The organism is Clostridium sp. UBA1056 (genome assembly GCA_002316385.1).
In the GTDB taxonomy this organism is placed as follows: Bacteria; Bacillota; Clostridia; order Clostridiales; family Clostridiaceae; genus Clostridium_J.
In genome coordinates, this window is the sequence record DCDL01000004.1 from 139938 (window position 1) to 166452 (window position 26515).

Annotated in this window: 22 protein-coding genes; all 22 read right to left on the reverse strand. The window is 31.7% G+C overall.

From position 1 onward, the window contains the following. Positions 1 to 3: 3 nt before the first annotated feature. On the reverse strand, positions 4 to 891 hold the full coding sequence (gene truB, locus B3W71_RS01700; RefSeq protein WP_346887203.1) for a tRNA pseudouridine(55) synthase TruB: 888 nt from the start codon (positions 889 to 891) through the stop codon (positions 4 to 6). Next, entirely contained in the window at positions 878 to 1852 is a 975-nt protein-coding gene (locus B3W71_RS01705; protein WP_346887204.1) for a bifunctional oligoribonuclease/PAP phosphatase NrnA, read from the reverse strand. Before B3W71_RS01705 ends, truB begins: the two co-directional genes overlap by 14 nt. Further along, positions 1842 to 2204 (reverse strand): 30S ribosome-binding factor RbfA, encoded by a 363-nt coding sequence (gene rbfA, locus B3W71_RS01710; RefSeq protein WP_346887205.1) that lies wholly within the window; start codon positions 2202 to 2204, stop codon positions 1842 to 1844. Before rbfA ends, B3W71_RS01705 begins: the two co-directional genes overlap by 11 nt. 18 nt (positions 2205 to 2222) lie before the next feature. Next, positions 2223 to 4307, reverse strand: a complete 2085-nt coding sequence (infB, locus tag B3W71_RS01715; RefSeq protein WP_346887206.1) for a translation initiation factor IF-2 — start codon at positions 4305 to 4307, stop codon at positions 2223 to 2225. Between the two features lie 17 nt (positions 4308 to 4324). Then, the gene (locus B3W71_RS01720) at positions 4325 to 4639 is read right to left on the reverse strand and encodes a ribosomal L7Ae/L30e/S12e/Gadd45 family protein (protein ID WP_346887207.1); all 315 of its coding nucleotides are present in this window, start codon (positions 4637 to 4639) and stop codon (positions 4325 to 4327) included. Then, entirely contained in the window at positions 4629 to 4898 is a 270-nt protein-coding gene (gene rnpM, locus B3W71_RS01725) for an RNase P modulator RnpM (RefSeq protein ID WP_346887208.1), read from the reverse strand. The genes B3W71_RS01720 and rnpM overlap by 11 nt, the downstream gene beginning before the upstream one ends. Positions 4899 to 4914: 16 nt before the next feature. Then, positions 4915 to 6000, reverse strand: a complete 1086-nt coding sequence (gene nusA / locus B3W71_RS01730) for a transcription termination factor NusA (RefSeq protein ID WP_346887209.1) — start codon at positions 5998 to 6000, stop codon at positions 4915 to 4917. Positions 6001 to 6016: 16 nt separating this feature from the next. Continuing rightward, the gene (gene rimP, locus B3W71_RS01735) at positions 6017 to 6478 is read right to left on the reverse strand and encodes a ribosome maturation factor RimP (RefSeq protein ID WP_346887210.1); all 462 of its coding nucleotides are present in this window, start codon (positions 6476 to 6478) and stop codon (positions 6017 to 6019) included. A gap of 515 nt (positions 6479 to 6993) precedes the next feature. Next, positions 6994 to 11325: a PolC-type DNA polymerase III gene (locus B3W71_RS01740; protein WP_346887211.1), complete on the reverse strand. Its 4332-nt coding sequence runs from the start codon at positions 11323 to 11325 to the stop codon at positions 6994 to 6996. Between the two features lie 15 nt (positions 11326 to 11340). Beyond that, on the reverse strand, positions 11341 to 12390 hold the full coding sequence (gene ispG / locus B3W71_RS01745) for a flavodoxin-dependent (E)-4-hydroxy-3-methylbut-2-enyl-diphosphate synthase (protein WP_346887212.1): 1050 nt from the start codon (positions 12388 to 12390) through the stop codon (positions 11341 to 11343). 9 nt (positions 12391 to 12399) lie between these two features. After that, positions 12400 to 13401, reverse strand: coding sequence for an RIP metalloprotease RseP (rseP, locus tag B3W71_RS01750; RefSeq protein ID WP_346887356.1), 1002 nt, complete (start codon positions 13399 to 13401; stop codon positions 12400 to 12402). Between the two features lie 64 nt (positions 13402 to 13465). Continuing rightward, positions 13466 to 14620, reverse strand: a complete 1155-nt coding sequence (locus B3W71_RS01755) for a 1-deoxy-D-xylulose-5-phosphate reductoisomerase (protein WP_346887213.1) — start codon at positions 14618 to 14620, stop codon at positions 13466 to 13468. A 311-nt stretch (positions 14621 to 14931) separates the two neighbouring features. Continuing rightward, positions 14932 to 15726 (reverse strand): phosphatidate cytidylyltransferase, encoded by a 795-nt coding sequence (locus B3W71_RS01760; RefSeq protein ID WP_346887214.1) that lies wholly within the window; start codon positions 15724 to 15726, stop codon positions 14932 to 14934. Positions 15727 to 15742: 16 nt separating this feature from the next. After that, positions 15743 to 16513 (reverse strand): isoprenyl transferase, encoded by a 771-nt coding sequence (locus tag B3W71_RS01765; protein ID WP_346887215.1) that lies wholly within the window; start codon positions 16511 to 16513, stop codon positions 15743 to 15745. A gap of 80 nt (positions 16514 to 16593) precedes the next feature. Further along, positions 16594 to 17151, reverse strand: a complete 558-nt coding sequence (gene frr, locus B3W71_RS01770) for a ribosome recycling factor (protein WP_346887216.1) — start codon at positions 17149 to 17151, stop codon at positions 16594 to 16596. A 17-nt stretch (positions 17152 to 17168) separates the two neighbouring features. Further along, positions 17169 to 17891, reverse strand: a complete 723-nt coding sequence (gene pyrH, locus B3W71_RS01775) for a UMP kinase (protein ID WP_147519544.1) — start codon at positions 17889 to 17891, stop codon at positions 17169 to 17171. A gap of 185 nt (positions 17892 to 18076) precedes the next feature. After that, a complete protein-coding gene (gene tsf, locus B3W71_RS01780; protein ID WP_346887217.1) occupies positions 18077 to 18997 on the reverse strand; it encodes a translation elongation factor Ts in 921 nt (306 codons plus the stop codon). Positions 18998 to 19125: 128 nt separating this feature from the next. Further along, complete coding sequence (gene rpsB / locus B3W71_RS01785; RefSeq protein ID WP_346887218.1) at positions 19126 to 19827, reverse strand: 30S ribosomal protein S2; 702 nt, start codon at positions 19825 to 19827, stop codon at positions 19126 to 19128. 634 nt (positions 19828 to 20461) lie between these two features. Then, positions 20462 to 21235 carry a GTP-sensing pleiotropic transcriptional regulator CodY gene (gene codY, locus B3W71_RS01790; protein WP_346887219.1) on the reverse strand — a complete coding sequence of 258 codons (774 nt, stop codon included), beginning with the start codon at positions 21233 to 21235 and terminating at the stop codon, positions 20462 to 20464. A 236-nt stretch (positions 21236 to 21471) separates the two neighbouring features. Beyond that, a complete protein-coding gene (gene topA / locus B3W71_RS01795) occupies positions 21472 to 23556 on the reverse strand; it encodes a type I DNA topoisomerase (protein WP_346887220.1) in 2085 nt (694 codons plus the stop codon). Positions 23557 to 23744: 188 nt separating this feature from the next. After that, complete coding sequence (dprA, locus tag B3W71_RS01800) at positions 23745 to 24824, reverse strand: DNA-processing protein DprA (protein WP_346887221.1); 1080 nt, start codon at positions 24822 to 24824, stop codon at positions 23745 to 23747. 20 nt (positions 24825 to 24844) lie between these two features. Next, positions 24845 to 26368, reverse strand: coding sequence for a YifB family Mg chelatase-like AAA ATPase (locus tag B3W71_RS01805; RefSeq protein ID WP_346887222.1), 1524 nt, complete (start codon positions 26366 to 26368; stop codon positions 24845 to 24847). Positions 26369 to 26515 lie beyond the last annotated feature (147 nt).

Below are 26515 nucleotides of genomic sequence, written 5' to 3' on the forward strand. Positions count from 1 at the left end.
CCCCTAAACAAAAAGTTTTATTAGTTTAAATCCTGCATCACTTTCTAATCCAATTCCTATAAGCTTATCCGAATTGTTATATACTGCATACTTACAAAACTTTTCAATTTTATTTAAAAGAGTCCTATCATTTATAGTTACTCCGTTTAATATCAATCTTTCAAACTTTTCATTAACCACAAGTTTAGGAAATTTACTAAATACTTCATCTAAAGAAATAATATAATTATTTATATTTTCCTCTGTTAGTTCTTTTAAATCTATACTATTCTCTATGCTAAAAGGACCTGTAGCTGTTCTCTTTAAATCCCACATCATAGCTCCACAACCAAGTTCTTCTCCTATATCATAGCATAAGCTTCTTATATAAGTTCCCTTAGAACATCTAACTTTTATTTCAATTATTGGACTACTTATAGACAATATCTCAATACTATATATAGTAACTCTCCTTGGCTCTCTGTAGACCTCTTTTCCTTCTCTAGCTAATTCATATAGTTTTTTTCCATTTTGCTTAAGAGCAGAATACATAGGTGGTACTTGATTAATGATTCCTTCAAATTTAAATATGGCATTAGCAATTTCTTCTTCTGTAAAACTAACATTGCTTTCACGAAGTACCTTTCCTTCTCTATCATAAGTGTCAGTAACTACGCCTAATTTAACTTTTGCTATATACTCTTTCTCACCTTCCATGATAAAATCTATAGCTTTAGTAGCTCTTCCGATACATACTGGAAGTACACCACTAGCTTCTGGATCTAGAGTACCACCATGTCCAACTTTCTTTTCTCTAGCTAGCTTTTTTACTCTTCTTACTACCTCAAAGGAACTTATTCCAAGGGGTTTATTTATATTTAAAACTCCAAAGGGTTTATTATTTTCTATCATAAGATATCAACTCTTCTTTTAATATTTTATACATTTTATCCTTTACATCTGACATAGAGCCTTCACAAAAAAGTCCTGCTGCTCTTTTATGCCCTCCACCATCAAAGATTTCTGCTACCTTGCTAACATCAACTACTTCTTTAGATCTTAAACTTACTTTTACTCCACCTTTACTTTCCTTAAACAATGCCACTACTTCTACTCCACTTATCATGGCTCCAAAATGAATAACCTCGGAAGAGTCTATGGATTCTAGTCCTACTTCTTTAAGCATTTTCTCAGTAATATCCATGAATGCAACTTTATTGTTAATATGTAGTGTTAGAGCATCTATTACTTTCCCAAAAAACTTAACTTTACTAAATTCTTTATTTTCAAATATTTGTCTTTGAATCTTATTAAAGTTAACTCCGATTTTAATAATAGCCCCAGCTATCTCATGTGTTACAGTGGTTGTATTAGAATGCTTAAAAGAACCTGTATCTGTTAAAATAGAAGTATAAATTGATTTACCTATTTCCTTAGTAATATCTACTTTTAACTGAGCTAATAGGTCATAGATTATCTCCCCTACTGCTGCAGAATTTACATCTACATAATTTAAATCACCATACTTCTCATTGCTTAGGTGGTGATCTATGTTTATAAGTTTATATTGTCTGTTATCTCTATCTAAATTAGCATTTATCCTCTTGAAATCCCCACAGTCTAGTACAATTACTAAATCTGTATCTTCCTTTACATCTTGAAGTAATCCAGTAATTTCTTCGCTATAAGGTAAATAAGAAAATGTATCTGGAATCTCTTCCTTTGAAATTATATATGCTTCTTTATTAAGTGCCCTCAGCCCTTGAAGTAGGGCTGTGGCACTTCCTAGAGAATCTCCATCTGGTGATTGATGAAAAGTAATTCCTATACATTTACTTTTCTCTATGATATCTACTATATTTCTAGTTATCATTGGAGTCATTCTCCTTTATTTTTCTAAATAAAGACTCTAAATGATTAGCTTTATCTAAAGTTGTATCTAACTCTATGATAACTTCAGGAATATGTCTTAACTTAACATTTCTTCCTATTTCTTTTCTTATAAAGCCTGTAGAACTTTTAAGAATTTTTAGAGCTTCTTCCTTTTGATCCTCTGTACCAAATATACTAACAAATACTTTAGCATAGCTTAAGTCTCTTGTAACTTCTACATCTGTTACACTTACCATAGCAGTAAGTCTAGGATCCTTTATTTTATTTTGAATAGTGTTGCTAACATCTTTTTTTATTTCTTCATTTATTCTGCCGCCTCTATAGTTAGCCATGGAGATCACTCCTTCCTATTACAATTCTTTTCGTTTAATTTCTTCCATAATATAACCTTCAATAATGTCTCCTTCTTTTACATCATTGAATTTATCAATGCTAAGTCCACATTCATATCCAGCAGCTGCCTCTTTAACATCATCTTTAAATCTCTTTAAAGATGCAAGAGTAGATTCTGTAATTACTATACCATCTCTTAATACTCTAACCTTACAATTTCTTGTTATTTTTCCATTAAGCACATAACATCCAGCTATGGTACCTACATTAGAAATTTTATATACCTGTCTTGCTTCACAACGTCCAATAACAACTTCCTTATATTCAGGGTCAAGCATACCAATCATTGCTGATTTAATATCATCTAATGCATCATAAATAATTCTATAAGTCTTAATTTCTACGCTATCTCTTTCTGCAACTGCAATAGCATTATTGTCTGGTCTTACATTGAAACCTATGATAATAGCATTAGAAGCATAAGCTAGGGATACGTCTGTTTCAGTTATAGCTCCAACTGCTCCGTGGATAACTCTAACTTTTACATTATCTGTAGAAAGCTTTTCTATAGATTGCTTAACAGCTTCTGCTGAACCTTGAACGTCAGCCTTAACTATTACACTTAACTCTTTAACCTTACCTTCTTGGATTTGGTTGTATAGATTTTCCATAGATACTCTATTAGATGTTTGGAAATGTTCTTGTCTAATCTTTTCTTTTCTTGACTCTGCCATTATTCTAGCTGTCTTCTCGTCTCTAACAACAGTAAATCTGTCTCCTGCTGCTGGAACTTCTGAAAGACCTAATATTTCTACTGGGATAGAAGGACCGGCTTCTTTTGTATTCTTACCTTTATCATCAATCATTGCTCTGATTCTACCATAAGTAGTTCCAACTATTATAGAATCTCCTGATTTTAAAGTTCCATTTTGAACTAGTATACTAGCTACAGGTCCTCTTCCTTTATCTAATTTAGCTTCTATAACTGTTCCTTTAGCTCTTCTGTTAGCATCAGCTTTTAATTCTAACATTTCAGCATTTATTACAACCATCTCAAGTAGGCTATCTAAACCTTCCTTAGTGTGGGCAGATACTGGTACACATATAGTATCTCCACCCCAATCTTCAGCTACTAATCCATATTCTGTTAACTCTTGTTTAACCCTATCTGGATTTGCACTTTCTTTATCCATTTTGTTTATAGCTATAATCATAGGTACTTCTGCAGCCTTGCAATGATTTATAGCCTCTACAGTCTGAGGCATAATTCCATCATCTGCAGCTACAACTAATATAACTATATCTGTAACTTGAGCTCCTCTAGCTCTCATAGATGTAAAAGCTTCGTGACCTGGAGTATCAAGGAAGGTAATTCTCTCACCATTAACATCTACAGTATAAGCCCCTATATGTTGAGTAATTCCACCAGCCTCTGTTGCTGTAACTTTAGATTTCTTTATTGCATCTAGTAATGATGTCTTACCGTGGTCAACGTGACCCATTACAGTTACTATTGGTGGTCTTTTAGTTTCTGTTACTTCTGATGTTTCTTCATCTAAAGCATCAATTTCATCTTCTTGCTCTTTAGCAACTTCACCAACATTTTGCTCTTTTAATACTGGAATAGATCCAAAGCTCTCTATAAGCTTTGAAGCCGTATTGAAGTCAATCTCTTGGTTTACACTTGCCATAACACCTTGGAAGATTAAAGCTCTTATAACCTCTACTACTGGTTTTTTAAGCTTATCAGCTAAGTCTTTTACAACAATAGTTTCTTCCATCTCAATAACTTCATCTGGAGTTTCATCAACTTTTTCTTCTACTCTTTTATTGTTACTTCTTCTTATCTTACTGTTTTTTCTTTGTTGTTTGCTTATGTCTTCATTGATTTTTGATTCATACTCTTCAATGATTTCCTTCTTTTCAGCTGCTTCTTTTTTTTGTTCTTCGTATAACTCTTTTATAAGATCAGCATCCTCTTCATCTATGACGCTCATGTGATTCTTAGCTTCTACTCCGAACTCATCCATTAATACACTTATAAGTTCCTTATTTGAAACTTCTAATTCTTTAGCTAACTCATATATTCTTATTTTCGCCAAAACTTTCACCCCCGAATTTACATTCCGTAATTCTCTTTCCATAACTTTATTAAATTTTTACAGATTTTTTCATCTTTTACTGCTAGCACATTGATTTCTTCTCTACCTATAGCTATACCCAATTCATCCTTTGGTATGTTCCCTATTACAGGCACTTTTCTGTCAGCGCAGTATTTCTCAAACTTCTTTTTAGTATTCTCTGAACATTCTAAGGATAAAATACATAGATGAGCTTTATTTCTTTTAATTTCTTCTTCACATCCATTATATCCTTCTATCAAGTTTCTAGACTTCTTTGCAATTCCTAGAAAACTTAAAAATTTATTCTGCATTAAATATCTCTTCCTTTAGTTTATCATATATTTCTTCACTTATCTTTGTTTCTAAGTTTCTTTCTAATCTTTTAGTCTTTACAGCTTTTTCTAAGCAATCTATATTTCTGCAGATATATGCTCCACGTCCAGGCTTCTTACCATGTAAATCTATAAATATTTCATTTTCTTTATTTTTAACAACTCTTATAAGTTCCTTCTTAGGTTTCATTTCCATGCATCCAGTACACATTCTTTGAGGTATCTTCTTTACCTTCATAAAATATCACCTACCTTTAAAGGTTACTTTCTTCATTTTTTAAGCTTTCGGCTTGACTTTTGCTCTTAATGTCTATTTTCCATCCAGTAAGTCTTGCTGCCAGTCTAACATTTTGCCCTTCTTTACCTATAGCTAATGATAATTGATTATCATCTACTACTACTTTAGCACTCTTTTCTTCATCATTAATATCTACAGATAGTACTTTAGATGGACTTAGAGCATGTGCAATGTATTCTTCTGGTAGCTTACTCCATTTTATTATGTCAATTTTCTCATTTTTGAGTTCATTTACAATGTTTTGAACTCTAATTCCTTTAGGCCCAACACAAGCTCCCATAGGATCTACTTCTTCATCATTAGACCATACAGCTATCTTAGTTCTTGAACCTGCTTCCCTAGCTATATTTTTTATTTCTACTATTCCACTATATATTTCTGGAACTTCCAACTCAAATAACCTTTTTACTAAACCTGGGTGAGTTCTTGAAACAACGATTTGTGGTCCCTTAGAGCTCTTCTTTACTTCTACTATATATAGCTTTAATTTCTCATTAAAAGTGTAAATCTCTCCTTGCATTTGCTCATTAGGACCTAATACAGCTTCTAGTTTACCTAAGTCTATAAATACATTTCCTCTGTCTTTTCTTAGTACAACACCTGTTATTATATCAAATTCCTTAGTTATAAATTCATTATATATGAGAGTTCTTTCTGCTTCCTTAATTCTTTGAATAACAACTTGCTTAGCTGCTTGAGCTGCAACTCTTCCAAAGTCTCTTGGAGTAACCTCTATTTCTGCTATATCCTCTAAATTATATTTAGCGCTAATTTCTCTAGCATCTTCCAGAGATATCTCTATTACATCATCATATACTTCTTCTACAACTTCTTTTAATGAATATACGTGAGTTTCTCCTGTGTCTCTATTAACCCATACTCTTACGTTTTGTTCCTTCGCATGAGACTTTGCAAAATTTTTCTTATATGCTGCTACTAAAGCATCTTCTATAGTGGTAAATAGCGTTTCCTCACTAATTCCCTTCTCAACAACTAGCTGCTTTACAGCATCTATAAATTCTTCCTTAAATCCGGTGCTCATTATATATATATCCTCCTTATAAAGTTGGGTTTAACGTAACTATAGACACCTTTAACATTGGTATTGTAACCTCATTGTTATCTACCGTTAGCATTAGATTTTCACTATCAAAACCCTTTAGTACCCCTTCGTATTTTTTCTTTCCTTCAAATAATGCTGAAAGCTTTACAGCCACATCATAATTTATATATTTATTAAAATGTTCTTTTGTAACTAAGGTTCTAAATATACCAGGAGATGATACTTCTAAATTATATTCTTCAGCTATAGGATCTTCTACATCTAGCATTTCTCCAACAGCCTTGCTTACTTCCACACAGTTATCCAAAGCAACACCTTTTTCACTATCTATGAAAACTCTTAAAATATTCTGTCCGCCTTCACGTACATACTCTAAGTGATAAAGCTCAAATCCTAGTTTTTCAACTATATTAGTAATTTTACTATGGAGTTTTTCTATAACACCGTTACTGTTCATAATATATTTCCTCCTTTTATTATATTTCCTTTAAAGCTTTAATAATAAACCTAATACTTTTTCCATTGTGAGCAAATGTTTATACTAGCATAATTTCTAAGAATATTTATTGACTGATTTCTGTTCAAGCGAAACTCACCTTGAGCTGGAGCCGTCAACTCCAGCTCAAGCTAAGTTTCACTTTATAATTAAAACGCAACTTTAGGTTGCGTTTTAATAAATAGAGAGTAGGCATAAATCCTACTCTCCCTCAAAGATTATCATAATAACTAGCTCATTAAGTACAATTATATCATAGCTATTTTTAATATGCAATGGTTTTAGCACCTTTGAGGTATTTCTCTCATGCCTATCTACTATAAATCTAAAATCCCCTGTAAATGTATAATATATACAACAGTTGTATACATTCATATAAGTTTAGCTAAATTTCAGCTAGAGTTCAAACTTCCACCGAAACTAAGCTTAACTTTACATATAAAGGCACCTTAACTTAATACTTAAGAGAATAGTTGTTAAAAGAGACTTAATTGATTTGTCTCTGGTAGACCTTCCATGGCTCCATGATTTGCCAAAGCCTCTACCACAGTTTTTGTTGCTTTACTTCTTATACGAAGATCTTCCTTAGATATAAACTCTCCATCATCTCTGACTTCTACTATTGCTTTTGCTGCATTCTCACCTACTCCTGTAAGACCACTTAATGGAATTCTTATATTATCTCCCTCTATGGTGAATTTTACTGCTTCTGATTTATATAAATCTACAGGCAAGAATTTTATATCTCTCTTATACATTTCATAACATAGTTCTAAAGTAGTAAGAAGACCTTTTTCTTTAGTACCTATATTATTCCCCAAAGCATTTAATTCATCCATAGTATCTTTTATTGCTTCTTCACCCTTTACTACTAAATCACCATCGAAGTCATCTGCTCTAACGGTAAAATAAGTTGCATAATAAGCCTTTGGATAGTAAACCTTAAAGTAGGCTATTCTCATTGCCATCATTACATAGGCAACAGCGTGGCCTTTAGGGAACATGTATTTTATTCTTTTACAGGACTCTATATACCAATCAGGCACATTATGCTCCCTCATTATAGCTTCAAATTCTTCAGATACACCTTTTCCTTTTCGAACCTTCTCCATGATTGTAAATGCTGTTTTTGGTGGTAAGCCTTTATATATAAGATAAACCATAATATCATCTCTTGTTGATATACAATCTTTAAGAGTAGTATATCCTTCTTTTATATAGTACTGAGCATTGTTAAGCCATACGTCAGTACCATGAGAAAGTCCTGAAATTCTCACTAAGTCAGAAAATGTTTGTGGTTTAGTGTCTAATAACATTTGCCTTACAAATTTAGTTCCAAATTCTGGAATACCATAACATCCAACCTCACATCCTAATTCTTCGGGAGTTATTCCGAGACCTTCAGTACCAGTAAAAAGACTTAAAACTTTAGGGTCTGATAAAGGTACACTTTGCGGGCTTACCCCTGTCAAGTCTTGTAACATCCTAAGCATGGTAGGATCGTCATGCCCTAGTATGTCAAGTTTTAAAAGTCTACCACTGATAGAATGATAGTCAAAATGAGTTGTGATTATATCTGAGCTGGGATCATCCGCTGGATGCTGTATCGGACAAAAATTAAAGATTTCATTATCACTAGGAACAACCATTATTCCTCCTGGATGTTGTCCTGAAGTTCTCTTTACCCCTGTACATCCAAGAGTCAATCTTTCTATTTCAGCATTAGTAGTATTTATGTTTCTTTCATCTAAATACTTTTTAACATATCCATAGGCAGTTTTATCTGCTATAGTTCCTATAGTCCCAGCCTTAAATGTATGCCCTTTTCCAAAGAGCACCTCTGTATACCTATGAATATCTCCTTGGTTATCTCCTGAGAAGTTTAAGTCAATATCGGGCTCTTTATCTCCTTCAAATCCTAGGAAAGTTTCAAAAGGTATGTCATGGCCATCCTTTTTATAAGGAGTTCCACACTTTTCACAATTTTTATCTGGTAAATCAACTCCTGAGCCTATAGATCCATCCAAAATAAATTCACTATGTTTGCAATTAGGACATACATAATGAGGCGGAAGCCCATTAACTTCAGTTATATCTGACATAGTAGCTACAAAGGATGATCCAACAGATCCCCTAGATCCAACTAGATATCCGTCACTGATAGATTTTGCTACCAATTTTTGAGCTATAAGATAAAGTACTGCATATCCGTTATTTATGATAGAGTTTAATTCTTTATCTAGTCTCTTTTGAATGACCTCCGGAAGATTATCACCATATATAGACCTTACTTTATTTAAAGTCATATTTCTAATCTCGTCCTCTGCGCCCTCGATTTTAGGAGCATAAGTTTCATCAGGAATGGGCTTAACTTCTTCTACTAGACTTTGTATATATTCTGGATTTTCTACCACAATTTCCATGGATTTTTTCTCTCCTAAATAAGAAAATTCTCTTAACATCTCCGTGGTAGTTTTGAAATATAGTGGAGGTTGATTATCTGCATCATCAAATCCCTTTCCAGCCATTAAAATTCTTCTAAAAACTTCATCTCTAGGCTCTAAAAAGTGTACATCTCCCGTTGCTACAACTTTTTTGTTATAGAATTCTCCAAGTTCACACACCTTTTTATTTAACTCTCTAAGTCCGTATTCATCTTTAACCATATTTTTCTTTATTAAGAATTCGTTATTCCCAATGGGCTGCACTTCTAAATAGTCATAAAAGTCCACTATATGTTCCATGTCTTCCATAGACTTTCCTGCCAAAACTCCCTTAAATACTTCTCCAGCCTCACAGGCAGAACCTATTATAAGTCCTTCTCTATATTCTTCTATTAAGCTTTTAGGAAGTCTTGGTCTTCTTTGATAGTAGTCTAAGTTAGAAAAAGAAATTAGTTTATATAAGTTTTTAAGACCAATTTGATTTTTAGCTAAGATTATAACATGGTATGTAGGAGCTTTTTTAATATCAAAGGATTTTAAATATTCCTTATTAATCTGGTCTAAACTGTTAAGATCTTTTTCTTTCAGCATATCAAAACATTTTAAAAGAATATCACCTGTAGCCTTAGCATCATCTACAGCTCTATGGTGATTCTCTAAGGATATTTTTAAGTAATCACATATTACATTTAGTTTATGTTTTTTAAGCTGTGGAAATAAAAATCTAGCTAAAGGTAATGTATCTATAATACCATTTTTAAATTTTAGTCCAAGGTTTCTACATTTAGATTTAATAAATCCCGTATCAAACTCTGCATTATGAGCTACCACTACAGAATCTCCTACAAAATCTAAGAATCGTGGAAGGACATCTTCTATGGTTTTACAGTCTTTTACCATATCATTACTTATACTTGTAAGCTCTGTTATTTTATACGGAATGCTTATTTTCGGATTTATAAGTTCATTAAATCTATCAATAACCTGTCCATTCTCTATTTTAACAGCCCCTATTTCTATAATGCGATCCTGCTCGCTTGAAAATCCTGTAGTCTCAATATCAAATACCACAAAGGTACTATTAAAATCTATCCCTCTGCACCCTGTCGCTATACCTACTCCATCATTTACTAAATATCCCTCTAATCCATAGATGATTTTTATATTGTGTTTCTTTCCAGCATCCATAGCTTCTGGAAAGGCTTGAGCCACTCCATGATCTGTTATTGCAATAGCTTTATGACCCCATTTAGCCGCTTTAGCAATAAGTTTTGATGGTGGTACTATTCCATCCATAGAACTCATAGTAGTATGAGCATGAAGTTCTACTCTTTTAACCTCACTACCATCCATTCTCTCATTAGGTTTTAATTTTACTATAGATTTTGCATTTAATACTAAATCTTTAGAAAACCTATCAATTTCAACTTCACCATATACCTTACAACATACTCCCGGTTTTAACTCTTCTAGAAGCTTCTCTACTTCATCATTATTTCTTGGATAAATTTTTATAGTTATAGAGCCAGAATAATCTGTAATGTATAACGATGGATAAATTTTCCCACTTTTAGCTTCAAACACATTTACCTTAAATATATCTCCAGCCACAGCCACTCTACCAGATCCCATATTTAGTTCAGACATCTCTGTAGTCTCTTCATTTATATTTCTATTTCCATATACTACATTATCATCTAAAGGCTCTTTACTTTTTCTATAGTTTTCCTTCCAAGGACTAGCTTTCTTATCACCTTTAGCATCCTTAACCTTTTCTTTAGGTTTATCACTAGCCTTACTAGAAACCTTAGGTCTATTTGCTATAATATCACTTACTATTCTCTTCTCTTCAATTTGCTTTTCTAGGATATAATCCTCTTCAATAGCAGATTCATCATAATATATCTTTATCTCTACTCTAATGTTGAACATATTATAAATTTGAGTTTGTATTAATCTATCTATATTTTTATGACAAAGCATTTTAGATATAAATTCATTAGATATACCTATGTTAATTTTGTTACCTTCTATATTTTTAACCGCCTTAAGCAAACTAGTTTTAGCAGAAGGAAAAGATGAGGCAAGGGAGTTAATAACATCTATCCAATACTCCCCCACCACATCTTCTAAATCAACATGCTCCACATCTTTATACCACAAGATATCCATAGTACCTAAATCTCTAAGTTTACCCTTAATAAGATTGCATATATTATCCTTCATAGGATCATCTAAAGTAATCTTATGTTTTAATACTACTTTAACCATCTCGCTTTGTTTTAGATACTGAACTTTATATATGATGATATCTTCATAAATAGGAAATCTACTATCATATCCTAGTAGTTCTGACAATGTCATTTAGCTTCCTCCTACCTATAAACTTTCAATCTCCTTAATTAATTCATCAAGTAAATCTTCTTCTTTTACTTTTCTTATAATCTGACCCTTTCTAAAGATAAGACCTTCTCCATTTCCACCAGCTATTCCCACATCTGCCTCTCTAGCTTCTCCTGGTCCATTAACTGCACATCCCATGATAGCTACTTTTATATTTTTATTTACGTGGCTTAGTCTTTTCTCTGCCTCTTCTGCTATCTTAATAAGATTTATTTGAGTCCTTCCACAGGTTGGGCAAGATACAAATTTAATTCCATCCTCTAACATGTCTAAGGATTTTAATATTTCTCTTCCAACCTTAACTTCCTCCACTACATCTCCTGTAAGCGAAACTCTTAAAGTGTCCCCTATACCTTGAGCAAGAAGTGCTCCTATACCTACACTAGACTTAACGGTTCCTCTCCATACTGTGCCTGCCTCTGTAACTCCAAGGTGTAATGGGTAATTAACCTTACTAGAAACTATGTTATAAGCATCTATCATTTGAACTACATCTGAAGATTTTATAGATATAATTATATCTTCAAAATTTACTGCCTCTAAAATCTTAACATGGTTAAGAGCACTTTCTGCTAAAGCTTCACTACACACTTTACCATATTTATTTAATACATCCTTTTCTAGAGACCCTGAATTAACTCCAATTCTTATAGGTATATTTCTTTCCTTAGCAGCCTTTGCCACCATTTCAACTCTACTTATATTTCCTATATTTCCTGGATTAATCCTAAGCTTAGAAATTCCATTATCTATTGATTTTAATGCTAGTTTATAATCAAAATGTATATCTGCAACTAAGGGAATGTTAATTTCTTTTACAATGTCCTTTATAGCTTCTGCAGCCTTCATATCAGGTACAGCACACCTTACTATATCACAACCACTTTCTTCAAGCTTCAAAATTTGCTCCACTGTAGCTTTTACATCCCTAGTATCTGTATTAGTCATGGACTGAACTGCAATCCTTGAATCTCCTCCAATATATATATCTCCAATTTTAACTTTTCTTGTTTCTCTTCTCTTCATAATTTCCTCCTAAAATTGAATAGGATTTATAATATCTTTTAACAATACAAATACCATAAGTCCCATCAATGCTAAAAACCCATAGTAATTTATTGTTGCTACCTTTTCTTTATTTACCTCTTTACCAGTTATAATCTGGAATAATAATAAAAATATCCATCCACCATCTAAGGCTGGGAAAGGAATTATATTAAATATAGCTAATTGAACACTAAATAAAGCCATGATATTTAATAGAGTTAGAATTCCTTGCTGAGCAGCTCTACCCGAAATCTTTATTATACTTATAGGTCCTCCTACATCATCTGAAGAAACCTTTCCTTTAAATAGTTGACCGAAGAAACCAAAAGTCTGCCTTATAGTGCTTCCTGTTTGATTAAGTCCATATTTTATAGAATCTATAAAGTTAGGTTTTACAACTTTAGAATATACCCCTACTTGATATCTATCTTCTGTCTCATTATATTTTGGCACTAAATCAAGCTTTATCTTTTCTCCGTTTCTCTCTACCTGCATATTAACAGGCTTACCTTCTCCTGTAAAAATCTCATTAAGGAAATCTTCCCAAGTAGTAACCATCTTACCATTAACTTCGGTTATCTTATCTCCAGCTTGTATTCCAACTTCCATTGCTGATGAATTTTCTATTACCTTATCTACAACATTAGTAGAATGACCTTGAATTCCTCCTACTAAACTAAAGAACAATATAGCTATTATAAAGTTCATTATAGGACCTGCTGCTACTATAGTTAGCTTTTGAAAAGATGTCTTATTTGAAAAGGCTCTGTCATCTGCTACATTTACATCATCCTCTTCTCCATACATCCTTACGTATCCACCAATTGGAAGTGCTTTTATAAGGTATTCTGTCTCTTTACCCTTAACAGAAAATAATTTTGGTCCCATCCCTAAGGAAAATTCAAGCACCTTTACCCCATTTACTCTAGCCATTATAAAATGTCCAAATTCGTGTCCTATAATTAATGCACTGAATGCAAGTAAAGCCATTAAAATATACGGTATATTACCTATAATACTTTGCAATATTCTTCTCCCCTTCCACTATATTCACTTATACATATCTTTTTAAAACATATTCTCTAACTTGATTATCTATGTCTAAAACTTGTTGTAAATCCGGATTTTTTACATGATGAAACTTATTCATAGCATCTTCTATTATCTCTTCTATCTGTAGATATTTAATTTTCTCGTCTAGAAATAACTCTACTGCAATTTCATTCGCCCCATTATATATTGCAGGCATATTCCCCCCAAGTTTACCTGCTTTAAATGCTAGCTCTAGGCACCTAAAGGTGTTTATATCCGGCTCCTCAAAGGTTAGCTTTGAGATAGTTTTAAAATCTAACTTATCTGCTATAGCTTCTCTTCTTTCAGGATAGCTTAGTGCATATTGAATTGGTAACCTCATATCTGTACTTCCAAGTTGAGCAATGATAGAACCATCCTTATACTCTACCATAGAGTGTACAATACTTTGTGGATGAACTATAACTTCAATATCATTATAATCAATGCCAAATAAAAAATGCGCTTCTATAACTTCTAGGCCTTTATTTACTAAAGTTGATGAATCTATAGATATCTTTCTTCCCATATTCCATTTAGGATGCTTTAAAGCCTCTTCAGGGGTAATCTCCTTCAAGTCATCTCTAGTTTTTCCTCTAAAAGGCCCTCCAGAAGCTGTAAGTATTATCTTACTTATATCCTTTCTTTCATTGCCTTGAATGCATTGAAATACAGCTCCATGCTCTGAATCTACTGGAAGGATTTTTACACCATTCTCCTTTGCCTTTGACATAACTATATCTCCAGCAACTACTAAAGTTTCTTTATTGGCTAATGCTATATTTTTTTTAGCTTCTATAGCCTTAATAGTTGGCTTTAATCCAGCAATACCTACAACAGAAGTTAAAACCGTATCTACTTCTTCTAAAGTTGCAATTTTCTCCAGGGCTTCTTCTCCGAAAAATAAATTTGTATGTTTATTTTTCTTTTCACAGTATTCCACTATATCTTTATAACACTTTTCATCTGTTACACCTATATATTTTGGACTAAATTCCTCTATAATATCCACTAGACCTTGAAAGTTTCTGTGAGCCGTAACTCCTATAAGATTTATTTTATTTTCTTTATCTCTTATTATATCTAATGCCTGTGTTCCTATGGAACCTGTAACTCCTAGTATGCTTATGTTTTTCACTTTTAACGCTCCTTTAATTATATATAAACACATTATACCCTATAACATATTATAATACAAAATCCTAATAGTTAAATTACTTTTAAATTTTAAAGGGACTTTTCAAAACAGACTAAACTAAATAAATGTTAAGCATGTGCTTATATTATTACCCCTCGGCCATTTTGAAATATTGATTTACTTATTCAAATGGCATTCGCTATCAATAATATTAAAGTACATGCTTAACATTTTATAAAGATTAGTAAAGTATCTTTGAGAAGTCCCTTAAATTAAGTTAATAATAATTCCTTAAATGATATCTTTTATAACTACGCTATAAAAATATTAATATAATAGTATACCACTACAGATACTAATAATATACTATCAAATCTGTCTAATATTCCTCCATGACCAGGAATTAAGTTAGAATAATCTTTAACACCTGTATGCCTTTTTATAGAGGATGCTACTAAATCTCCACACTGTCCAAAAATACCACCTAATAGACCAATTATCATGTAGTAATATAATGGTACTACTACTCCAAATTGAGCTATTATGTATCCATAAAGTGTACATCCTAAAATACTTCCTATAAGTCCACCTATTGCTCCTTCTACAGTTTTTTTAGGACTAACCTTTGGAATCAATTTATGTTTTCCTAGATATCTTCCAAAATAGTAAGCTAAAGTATCACATCCCCAAGAAGATATAAATATAAGCCACACAAAATACCTTCCGTTTTCCATATTACTAAGTAATAATATAAAACTAAAAAATACACTTACATAAAAACAAGGTAATATGGTTAATGCTATATCAATAAAGTTTCTATCAGTATCAAATACTGGTACTATCATTAATAAAAATACTACCAAGATAAATACACCCACAGCAACATTTAAATTAAATCCACGTCCTAGATATATATAATAAATTAAACATAGTAAATATCCTACTATAGATATAGGCTTATATCCATCCACTTTGCTTACCTTATAAAACTCATACATCCCTCCAAGGGATAATAGCACAACGGAAATCTTCAAAAAATATCCACCTAAAAATATAAAAAGTAATAAAGGAACTAATACCATTGCTCCTATATATCTTTCATTCATTTGCCTCACCTCTTACCTATACTCCACCAAATCTCCTATCTCTATTCTGGAAGTCACTAATAGCCCTTCTCAAATCTGCTTTTGTAAAGTCGGGCCAGTTTATATTTGAAAACCAAAATTCAGAATACGCACTTTGCCATAATAAATAATTACTAATTCTCAGTTCTCCACTTGGTCTTATAATAATATCAGGATCTGGCATACCCTTGGTGTATAAATGATTAGATATAACCTGATCATCTATGCTATCCAATTTTAACTTTCCTTCTAATACATCTTTTGCTATTTCCTTAACCCCTTTTACTATCTCATCTCTACCTCCGTAGTTTAATGCGATATTAAGAGTTAATCCTGTATTATTTCTAGTTTTCTGCTTAGCATCTTCTATAGCAGCCCTTGATTTCTCAGGAAGCTTACTTATATCACCTATGGAGTTAAGCCTTACATTGTTTCTATGTAGTTCTTCAAATTCCTTATTTATAAACTCTACTACTAAATCCATTAATGCCCCTACTTCTTCTGCTGGTCTCTTCCAATTTTCTGTAGAAAATGCATATAAGGTTAAGTATTTGACCCCAAGATTACTTGATTCCTCTACCATCATTTTTATATTCTTCATGCCTGCTCTATGTCCCATGGTTCTTGGCAGTTTTCTTTGTTTTGCCCAACGTCCATTTCCATCCATAATTATAGCTATATGAGCTGGAATTAGTTCCATATCCAACTGTATTTTTTCTTTAATTGTGTCTTTTTTAAACTTAAATATATCCAAAGTGTATCTCTCCATTTCAAGTATTCATGATGCTATTATATCATAGATACGTAACAATAAAACCTGCAAATGCTGCAGGTTTTATCTCATTTATTCTATATTGCCATTATTGACTTTTCTTTTTCTTCTATAGCCTTATCAATTAATTTGATAAACTTATCAGTTTCTTTTTGAATATTGTCCTCAGCTTTTTTAGATTCATCTTCACTGATTTCATTATTCTTCTTTAAATTTTTAATTTTGTCATTGGCATCACGTCTTATAGATCTAATAGCGACCTTAGCATCTTCGCCACATTTTTTAACTGATTTAACTAAATTCTTTCTAGTTTCTTCAGTTAACTCTGGAACAATTAATCTGATAACTTGACCATCATTACTTGGATTAATTCCTAGATCTGATTTTAAAATTGCCTTTTCAATATCTTTCATGCAACTTTTATCCCATGGTTGAATAAGAAGAACTCTTGGCTCTGGAGCAGATATGTTTCCTACTTGATTAATAGGTACCATTGTTCCATAGCTCTCTACTAATATTCTATCAAGCATTGTAGGATTTGCTCTTCCAGCTTTTAATGTTCCAAGTTCATTTTGTAAACTTAAAATAGTTTTGTTCATTTTCTCATCAGCATTTTTAATGATATCTTTTATCATAAAATTACCTCCATTAATTATTTACATATATTAGATGATACTAAAGTACCAATATTTTCACCTTTTACTGCTCTTATAATATTATGAGGCTCATCTAATCCAAATACAAGGATAGGTATTTGATTGTCCATACATAAGGATGTCGCCGTAGAATCCATAACCTGTAATCCTTTTTCTAATACCTCAATATAAGATAAATTGTTAAATTTAACTGCATCTTCATGTTTGTGAGGATCTTTATCATATACCCCATCAACTTTTTTAGCTAACAGAATAACTTCTGCTTCTATTTCCGCTGCTCTTAAAGCCGCCGTAGTGTCTGTGGAGAAATATGGATTTCCTGTCCCTGCTGCAAATATTACAACTCTTCCTTTTTCAAGATGTCTCATTGCTCTTCTTCTAATGTAAGGCTCCGCTATCTCTCTCATTTCAATAGCCGTTTGAACCCTTGTATTAACTCCTATAGCTTCCAAGGAGTCCTGTAGTGCTAAAGCATTTATACATGTAGCTAGCATCCCCATATAGTCAGCAGTAGTTCTATCCATACCTTCACCACTTCTACCCCTCCATATGTTGCCACCACCAACAACTGCACCTACTTCAACACCCATCTCAACTAATTTCTTAATTTGTAAAGCAATAGTGTTCGCTGTTTCAAAATCAATGCCGTACCCTTTTTCTGCCGCTAGTGCCTCTCCTGAAAGTTTAAGCATGACTCTTTTATATTTCGCAGTTTCCATATATATATTATACCTCCAACTCAATATATTTACATCATATTTTTATGAATTAATAACTAAATCTAAACCATGTATATTATATGAAGTAAACTAATTTAAATACGCTTTTACTATTTATATAGTTATTATAGTACATGTAGATTTCAAAAAAAGAGAACCTAGGTTCTCTTTCATATTATCTTGTATTATTTTCCTTGCATTTGTCTTTGAACTTCTTCAGCAAAGTTTTCTTCTTTCTTCTCGATTCCTTCGCCTCTTTCAAATCTAGCAAATTTAACAACATCCATAGATGCGCCAAGTTTCTTTCCTTCTTCTTGAAGATATTTACTTATAGTGTAATCTCCATTTTTAACCCATACTTGATCTACTAAGCAAACTTCTTTGTAGTATTTGCTTATTCTTCCCATTACCATTTTTTCAACTATGTTTTCTGGTTTTCCTTCATTAAGAGCTTGAACTCTGTAGATTTCTTTTTCTTTCTCTAAAGATTCATTGTCTACTTGGTCTTTATTTAAGAATAATGGGTTAGCTGCTGCTACTTGCATTGCTACATCTTTAGCAACTGTTTTTAATACTTCATCTTGTTTTTCACAAGCTAATTGAACTAAAACACCTATTTTTCCATTTCCGTGGATATAACTTTGGATTATTCCATTATCAACTGCAAATTTTTCAAATCTTCTAACAGACATGTTTTCACCTAATTTAGCAATTAGAGCTGTAACAGCATCTTGAAGAGTAACACTCTCGTCTCCAACATATTTCTCTGCTAATAACTCTTCTACTGTAGTTACAGTAGTAGTTGCAGCCATTTTAGCTACATTTGCTGCTAATGCTTTAAAATCATCGTTTGCTGCAACGAAGTCAGTTTCACAGTTAACTTCTACTACAGAACCAATCTTCATATCTTCTGATATATAAGTAGTAACTATACCTTCAGCTGCTATTCTTCCAGCCTTTTTAGTTGCTGCTGCTAATCCTTTTTCTCTTAAAACTTCTACTGCTTTTTCCATATCTCCATTTGTTTCGCTAAGAGCTTTTTTACAATCCATCATTCCTGATCCAGTTCTTTCTCTTAACTCTTTTACCATTGCTGCTGTTATCATCTTTATTCCTCCTTTAATTTCCTAACAAAAAGGTAAATGAAAGATTTCTCTCTCATCTACCTTTAAAATTTCATATGTCTTACAACCATAGATGAGGCTGTTTGAAATTTAGTTTAAAAGTTGCTATATTATTCAGCTACTTCTTCGCCTTGTCTTGCTTCAATTATAGCGTCTGCTAATCTTTCAGTTATTAATTTAACTGCTCTTATAGCATCATCGTTTCCTGGAATTACATAGTCTACATCATCTGGGTCACAGTTTGTATCAACTATAGCTATTACAGGAATTCCTAATGTTTTAGCTTCAAGTATAGCATTTTTTTCTTTTCTTGGATCAACTATAAATAAAGCTCCTACATTCTTAGCATCCATATTTCTAATTCCGCCAAGGTTCTTTTCTAATTTTTCTCTTTCGTTTTTAAGTTGAATAACTTCTTTTTTAGGAAGGACTTCAAATGTTCCATCTTCTTCCATTTTATCTAAAGCTTCAAGTCTACCTATTCTTGTTTTGATAGTTCTGAAGTTAGTTAACATTCCGCCTAACCATCTGTTGTTTACAAAGTGCATGCTTGATCTGATAGCTTCTTCTTGGATAGCTTCTTGAGCTTGCTTTTTAGTTCCAACAAATAATATATCTTTTCCTTCTTCAGCTATTGATTTTATAAAGTCATATGCTTCATCAATTTTCTTAACTGTTTTTTGTAAGTCAATGATATATATACCATTTCTCTCAGTAAAGATGTATGGAGCCATTTTAGGGTTCCATCTTCTTGTTTGATGTCCAAAGTGAACACCTGCTTCTAATAATTGTTTCATTGAAATAACTGCCATTTTAATATACCTCCTGGTTTTTCCTCCACTACCATCATTTTTATTAAACACTCCTTGGAGCACCTTTTAATAAATTCAGTAGTGTGTGTATTTTCTTACCTTGTGTATTATATCATATAGAAAGTCAATATTCAACAAATTTATTTTTAAATATTATAGTTGATTTTATTTGTTTACTAATTAGAAAATATTGTGCTCTGCCTATTGCTTTTTATACTTTAATATAGTATAAATCTATATCCATAATCATTCCTTAAAGGAATATCATCCCTAACTCTCTTATGAATACAAATAACTATACCAGTATTTAAAAAAGTTAAAGAGTTAACAAGTTATCATTTTAAAATGTTAAGAAGTTAACAAGTTAAATAGTTAAAATGTTAATAAGCTAAAAAGCTAAAAAGCTAAAATTTCAAAGTTTCCATATTAGTGAATATTGAATAAGCTGTCCTACGTAAATTTCTATTTAGGCATCTGAAAATAAANNCACAAAATAGACGAGCATTCTGACTTATTTATTTTTTGAAGATGCCTTGCATGATTAGTAAGATATTTCATAAAATTTCATTATTAAAAATAAAAATCCCTTTACAGGATTTTTATTTTTATATATTTTGTTATATATATTAATAGACTATTTAAGCTTATTTAATTCATCCATTAACTTATCATTAAGAATTTTTATGTGAGTACCCTTCATTCCTAGTGATCTAGACTCTATAACTCCAGCACTTTCAAATTTTCTAAGAGCATTCACTATAACAGATCTTGTTATTCCAACCTTATCTGCTATTTTAGATGCAACCAAAAGTCCTTCACTGCCATCTAGCTCATTAAATATATGTTCTACAGCTTCTAACTCTGAATAAGATAAAGTACCTATAGCTAATTGAACTATGGCCTTCTTTCTTGCTTTTTCTTCTATTTCGTCAGTTTTAGCTCTCAACATTTCCATTCCAACGATAGTCCCACTATATTCCGCAATAACTAAATCATCTTCAGTGAATTCTCTAGCAAATCTTGATAATAATAATGTTCCTAATCTTTCTCTATTACCGTTAATAGGCACTATAGTTGATAACATATCTTTAAAGTCACATTCAACTTCATCGTTAAATACACATATACCACTACTTGGCATGTTTGCTTTTGTTTCATCTATATTTAGCAGTTTAGCATTATACTCCTCTGGGAATCTTTTATTCTCAACTACTTGCTCTTTGACCTTATCGCATTCAAATCCATAGGAAAGATTATAGCCTAAAACTTTCCCCTTTCTACTAATCACATATACATTACAATTTAATACTTCACTTAGAAGCTCACATATATCATCAAAAACTACTGGTTCCGAACCCGACTTTTGTAAAATCCTATTTAATTTTCTTGTTTTATCTAATAGTGACATTACTATTCCTCCTTCTTTAATTTTTAAATTTACATAATGCTATTACTTACCGCAACCTTTTGAATAATTCAAAATATTCTTTTCTTTCACAAATTTTAGAATTGTCCCGTCGCCATATACCATCATAACATATAGGTTTTATTCTATCAACATGTTTTTTAGTTATTTTCGACAGGTTCACATTTTTTTTAAATTTAATTTTATTTTTTTTAAAGTTTTAACTATTCTAAGCCATTTTATTTATTATCTGTAAATTCTTTCTCCTTACACTCAGCATTAATACATTCTAAGTAGTCACCCTTTGCTTTACTATATCTTTTCGCCATAACACTTCCACATTTAGGACATTTCTTTTCTGTAGGTTCATGCCAGCTTACAAAGTCACACTGAGGATAATTGCCACATCCATAAAAAATCTTACCTTTTTTACTTCTCTTCTCTAAAATATTACCTCCACACTTAGGACAATGTACATCTAATTCTCTAGCCATAGTCTTCGTATTTTTACATTCCGGATATCCTGGACACGCAAGAAATTCACCAAATCTACCTTGCTTTATAACCATAAGTCTTCCACATTTGTCACATGGTATGTCAGATACCTTGTCTTCTATGGTTATCTTAGCTATTTCTTTTTCGGCTATTTCAATGGCTTCCTTTAGTGGTTCAAAGAATTCTTCTACTACAGATTTCCAATTTGCATTTCCTTCTTCTATATTATCTAGCTTATTTTCCATTTCTGCAGTAAATTCTACATCTACGATTTGCTTAAAATATTCACTAACTATATTATTTACTATGAAACCTAATTCCGTTGGAAGTAACACCTTCTTTTCTCTATCCAAATACTTTCTACTTAATAGAGTAGTAATAGTAGGTGCATAGGTGCTAGGTCTGCCTATCCCATTTTCTTCTAAAGTTTTAACTAAAGATGCCTCTGAAAATCTGGCTGGTGGTTGGGTAAAGTGCTGCTTTCCATCTACACATTTTTCTTGTAGCTCTTCTTCTACATTTAAAACTGGTAACTTTTCATTTGCCTCTCCATCTTCATTATCCGATGTATAGATTTTAGTAAATCCATCAAATCTCACCTTATATCCTGAAGTTTTAAATACATAATCTCCATTAGATATAGAAATTGATGTAGTATCTATTATTGCTGACTCCATTTGACTGGCAACGAACCTATTCCAGATTAAAGTATAAAGTTTTAATTGATCATTAGTTAATGATTCCTTTGCAATTTCTGGAGTAATTTCTATATTAGTAGGTCTTACTGCTTCGTGAGCATCTTGTGCCCCCTTCTTTCCTTTATAAACTCTTTTAACCTTTGGTGTGTATTTATCTCCATAGATGTTTTTTATAAATTCAAGGGCAGATTCTTGAGCTTCATCTGATATTCTCACAGAGTCAGTTCTCATATAAGATATAAGACCAACGGTGCCATATCCCTTTACGTCTATACCTTCATACAGTTGTTGTGCTGTTGCCATAGTTTTTTTAGTAGAGAAATTTATTTTTCTATAGGCATCCTGTTGAAGGGTACTTGTAGTAAATGGTGGTAGTGGATTTTTAGTTTTAGATGTATCTTTTACATCCTTTACTATAAAATCTTCCTGTTTTACTTTTTTTATAATATTATTAGCTTCTTCTTCGTTATTTATAACTATTTTTTTCCCTTTTTCACTATGCAGTTTCACTATAAAGGTTTTTGTCTCTCCAACCTTAGATACTTTTGCTTCTATAGTCCAATATTCTTCTGGTGCAAAAGCCTGAATTTCCTTTTCTCTATCGCAAATTATTCTAAGAGCTACAGATTGCACCCTTCCTGCACTTAAACCCCATTTTACCTTTCTCCAAAGAATTGGACTTATTTCATATCCTACTAATCTATCTAAAACTCTTCTAGCCTGTTGAGCATCAAATACATTTTCATTTATTTTTCTTGGAGACTTTATTGCATTTTTCACAGCATTCTTTGTAACTTCATTGAACTCAATTCTACAAGATTCTTCAGTATCTATTTTTAATATCTTAGCTAAATGCCAAGATATTGCTTCACCTTCTCTATCAGGGTCCGTAGCAAGATATATTTTTTCACTCTTTTTAGCTTGTTTTTTTATCTTATCTAAAAGCTCTCCTTTACCCCTAATAGTTATGTATTTAGGCTCATAATTTTTTTCTATATCTACACCTAATTGACTTTTAGGTAAATCTCTTACATGCCCCATGGACGCTTCTACTACATAATTTTTCCCTAAATACTTCTTTATGGTTTTCGCCTTTGCTGGCGACTCAACTATAACTAATTTTTGCCCCATTATAACCCCTCCATTACAGCTTATACTTTTTAACTTCATTGCATGTTTATAAGCATTATACAAATTTTTTTATAATATTTCTCAATTATGTATAAATTTCTATATCCCAATATATTTTAAAATATTATTATCTCACTGCAAATCATAATATACAAACTTTATTAAATATTTTATAAATTATTAATTTTTTATTTATTAATTCTAACATAAAAGTTTCCACCTAAACATAAAATCTCTTCTTTTACTTGCAACTCAAATAATAACTTATATAATTGATTAATGTCAATATCAACTAATTTAATTATTTTATCAATATGTATGGGATTGTCATCTATTATCCTATATATTTTTTCCTCTAACTCACTTTTTACAGTTAATATACTCTTATTATCCATACTAATTCTAGAAATATTCAATAAATTTAGCACATCCTCTATATCAGTGTAAATATAAGCACCATCTCTTATTAATTTATTAGTTCCTTTACTTTCACTTGAAAATATACTTCCTGGTACAACAATTACATTTTTCCCCTGTTCCAATGCAGCTCCTACAGTAATTAAAGTTCCACTCTTTTCTCCACCTTCGGTTACAATTAATAATTCGCACATACCACTAATAATTCTATTTCTCATAGGAAAATTTCTACTCAAGGGTGGTGTTCCTAATGGAAATTCACTAATTATACAGCCACCATTTTCTAAGATTTCATTATATAGACTGTAATTTTCTTTAGGATATATGACGTCAATACCACTACCTAATACTGCTACTGTGTTAATATTATTATTTATTGCCGCTTTATGAGCAATAGAATCAATTCCTTTAGCCATGCCACTTATAATATTTATTTCATAAGAATTTAACTGCCCCACTATATTATTAGTTACATCTATACCATATCTTGAGCATCTCCTGGAACCTACAATAGAAGTGTTTTTCTTTTCATTAAGTCTTGAAATATCTCCCTTATAAAACATACCAAAGGGAGCATCATCATATTCTAATAAACTTTTGGGATAATCTGCATCATCCATAGTACAAATGCTTATGTCCTTAAGCGGTTTATATTCTAAAGCGTCTAACTCTTCAATCTTCCTATAGGACCTTCGAAGTTTTTCAATAAATTTTTCAGGCAATAGTGTTATATTATCATTAAATACCACATCTCTCAAGGTCTCAAAGTTATCATATTCATAATAGATACACTTTTTCATATTATTGGATATCTCTGTATTAATAAGCCATAATTTTAATAAATCAAACATTCATAATCTCCTAACTATTTTCATATAACATCTTCTTTTATATATTTTCTGTATTGAAGTGCTTCAATAATATGGTTTTCTTCTATAGATTTATTTCCCTCTAAATCTGCAATAGTTCTAGCTACTTTTAAAATTCTATTATAAACCCTAGTACTAAGTCCGTATTTTTTATAGGTGTATTCAAGAATCCTATTAGATTCATCATTAAGCTTACAGTATTTCTTTATATGACTCGAGGACATGTTACTATTATATTTTATAGTATCTTTTTTAAATCTTTCTATTTGTATCTTTCTTGCTCTCTCTATTCTAATAGCCATAGTCTCTGATTTTTCCTCTGTTTTATTACTATTTATGGCCTCATATGGTATAGAATTTACTGGGGTAAATATATCTATCCTATCTAATAAAGGTCCAGATAATCTAGATAAATACCTCTTAATTTCACTCTCACTGCATTTACATAGCCTAGTTTCACTGCCATACATACCACAATTACAAGGATTCATAGCAGCAATGAGCATGAAATCTGCTGGATAGGTTATAGTTCCATTTATTCTAGATATTCTTACATTTTTATCTTCCAATGGCTGTCTTAGAACCTGAAGTGCTCTTTTGTCAAATTCCAGTATTTCATCTAAAAACAGTACTCCATTATGAGCTAAAGATACCTCCCCTGCCGAAGGATTTCTACCACCTCCAATTAAAGCGGTACTAGTAATAGTATGATGAGGATTTCTAAAAGGTCTTTTCTCCATTAAACCTTCTTCCTTAAGTTCTCCACTAACACTATATATCTTAGTAACTTCTAAAGCTTCCTCCTCAGTAAACGGTGGCATTATAGAGATAACTCTCTCTGCAAGCATAGTTTTTCCTGAGCCTGGAGTTCCATACATAAGAAGATTATGATTTCCTGCTACAGCTACCTCTAAAGCTCTTTTTGCAGCTTGCTGACCTATAACATCTTCAAAGTCTAATATGTAATCCTTCTTTCTAGATTTTTCATTGCCCATAGATGTGTAAGGCTTTATATCCTTATAAGTAAAAAGATAAATTACTTCATTAAGATTTTTAATAGGATATATATTTGCTTCTTCTATACAAGCACACTCATCTTTATTTTCCATAGGTACTATAAAATTCTTTACACCATTTTTAATTCCTTCAATTACTATAGGAAGAGCTCCCTTTATTTTATTTACGTTCCCATTTAAAGATAATTCCCCCATAAACATAAAATCTTCTACATCATCTACAGAAAGTTGATTAGTTGCTACAAGTATTCCTACCGCTATAGGTAAGTCATAATGAGAACCTTCTTTGCGTATATGGGCTGGGGCCAAATTTATAGTTATTCTACTAATAGGAAATTCTAAAGAAGAATTTACTATGGCTGCTCTTACTCTATCTTTAGATTCCTTAACAGCAGTATCCCCTAGACCTACAATATTAAAATTAGGTAATCCATATGTTATATCCACTTCTACGTTAATTAATATACCTTCTACTCCTGAAAAAGCTGCACTCTTTATTTGAATTGACATAATTTCACCTTCTAAATATAAATTTCCAACTTTATAAGTGTAAGTATTGACCACTGAATTTAGAATAAATCAATTTTATAAAAATTTTAATTTGAGTAAAGTTTAACTTAAGCTTACATTGTCTAATATATAAACAGAGTTCTTTGC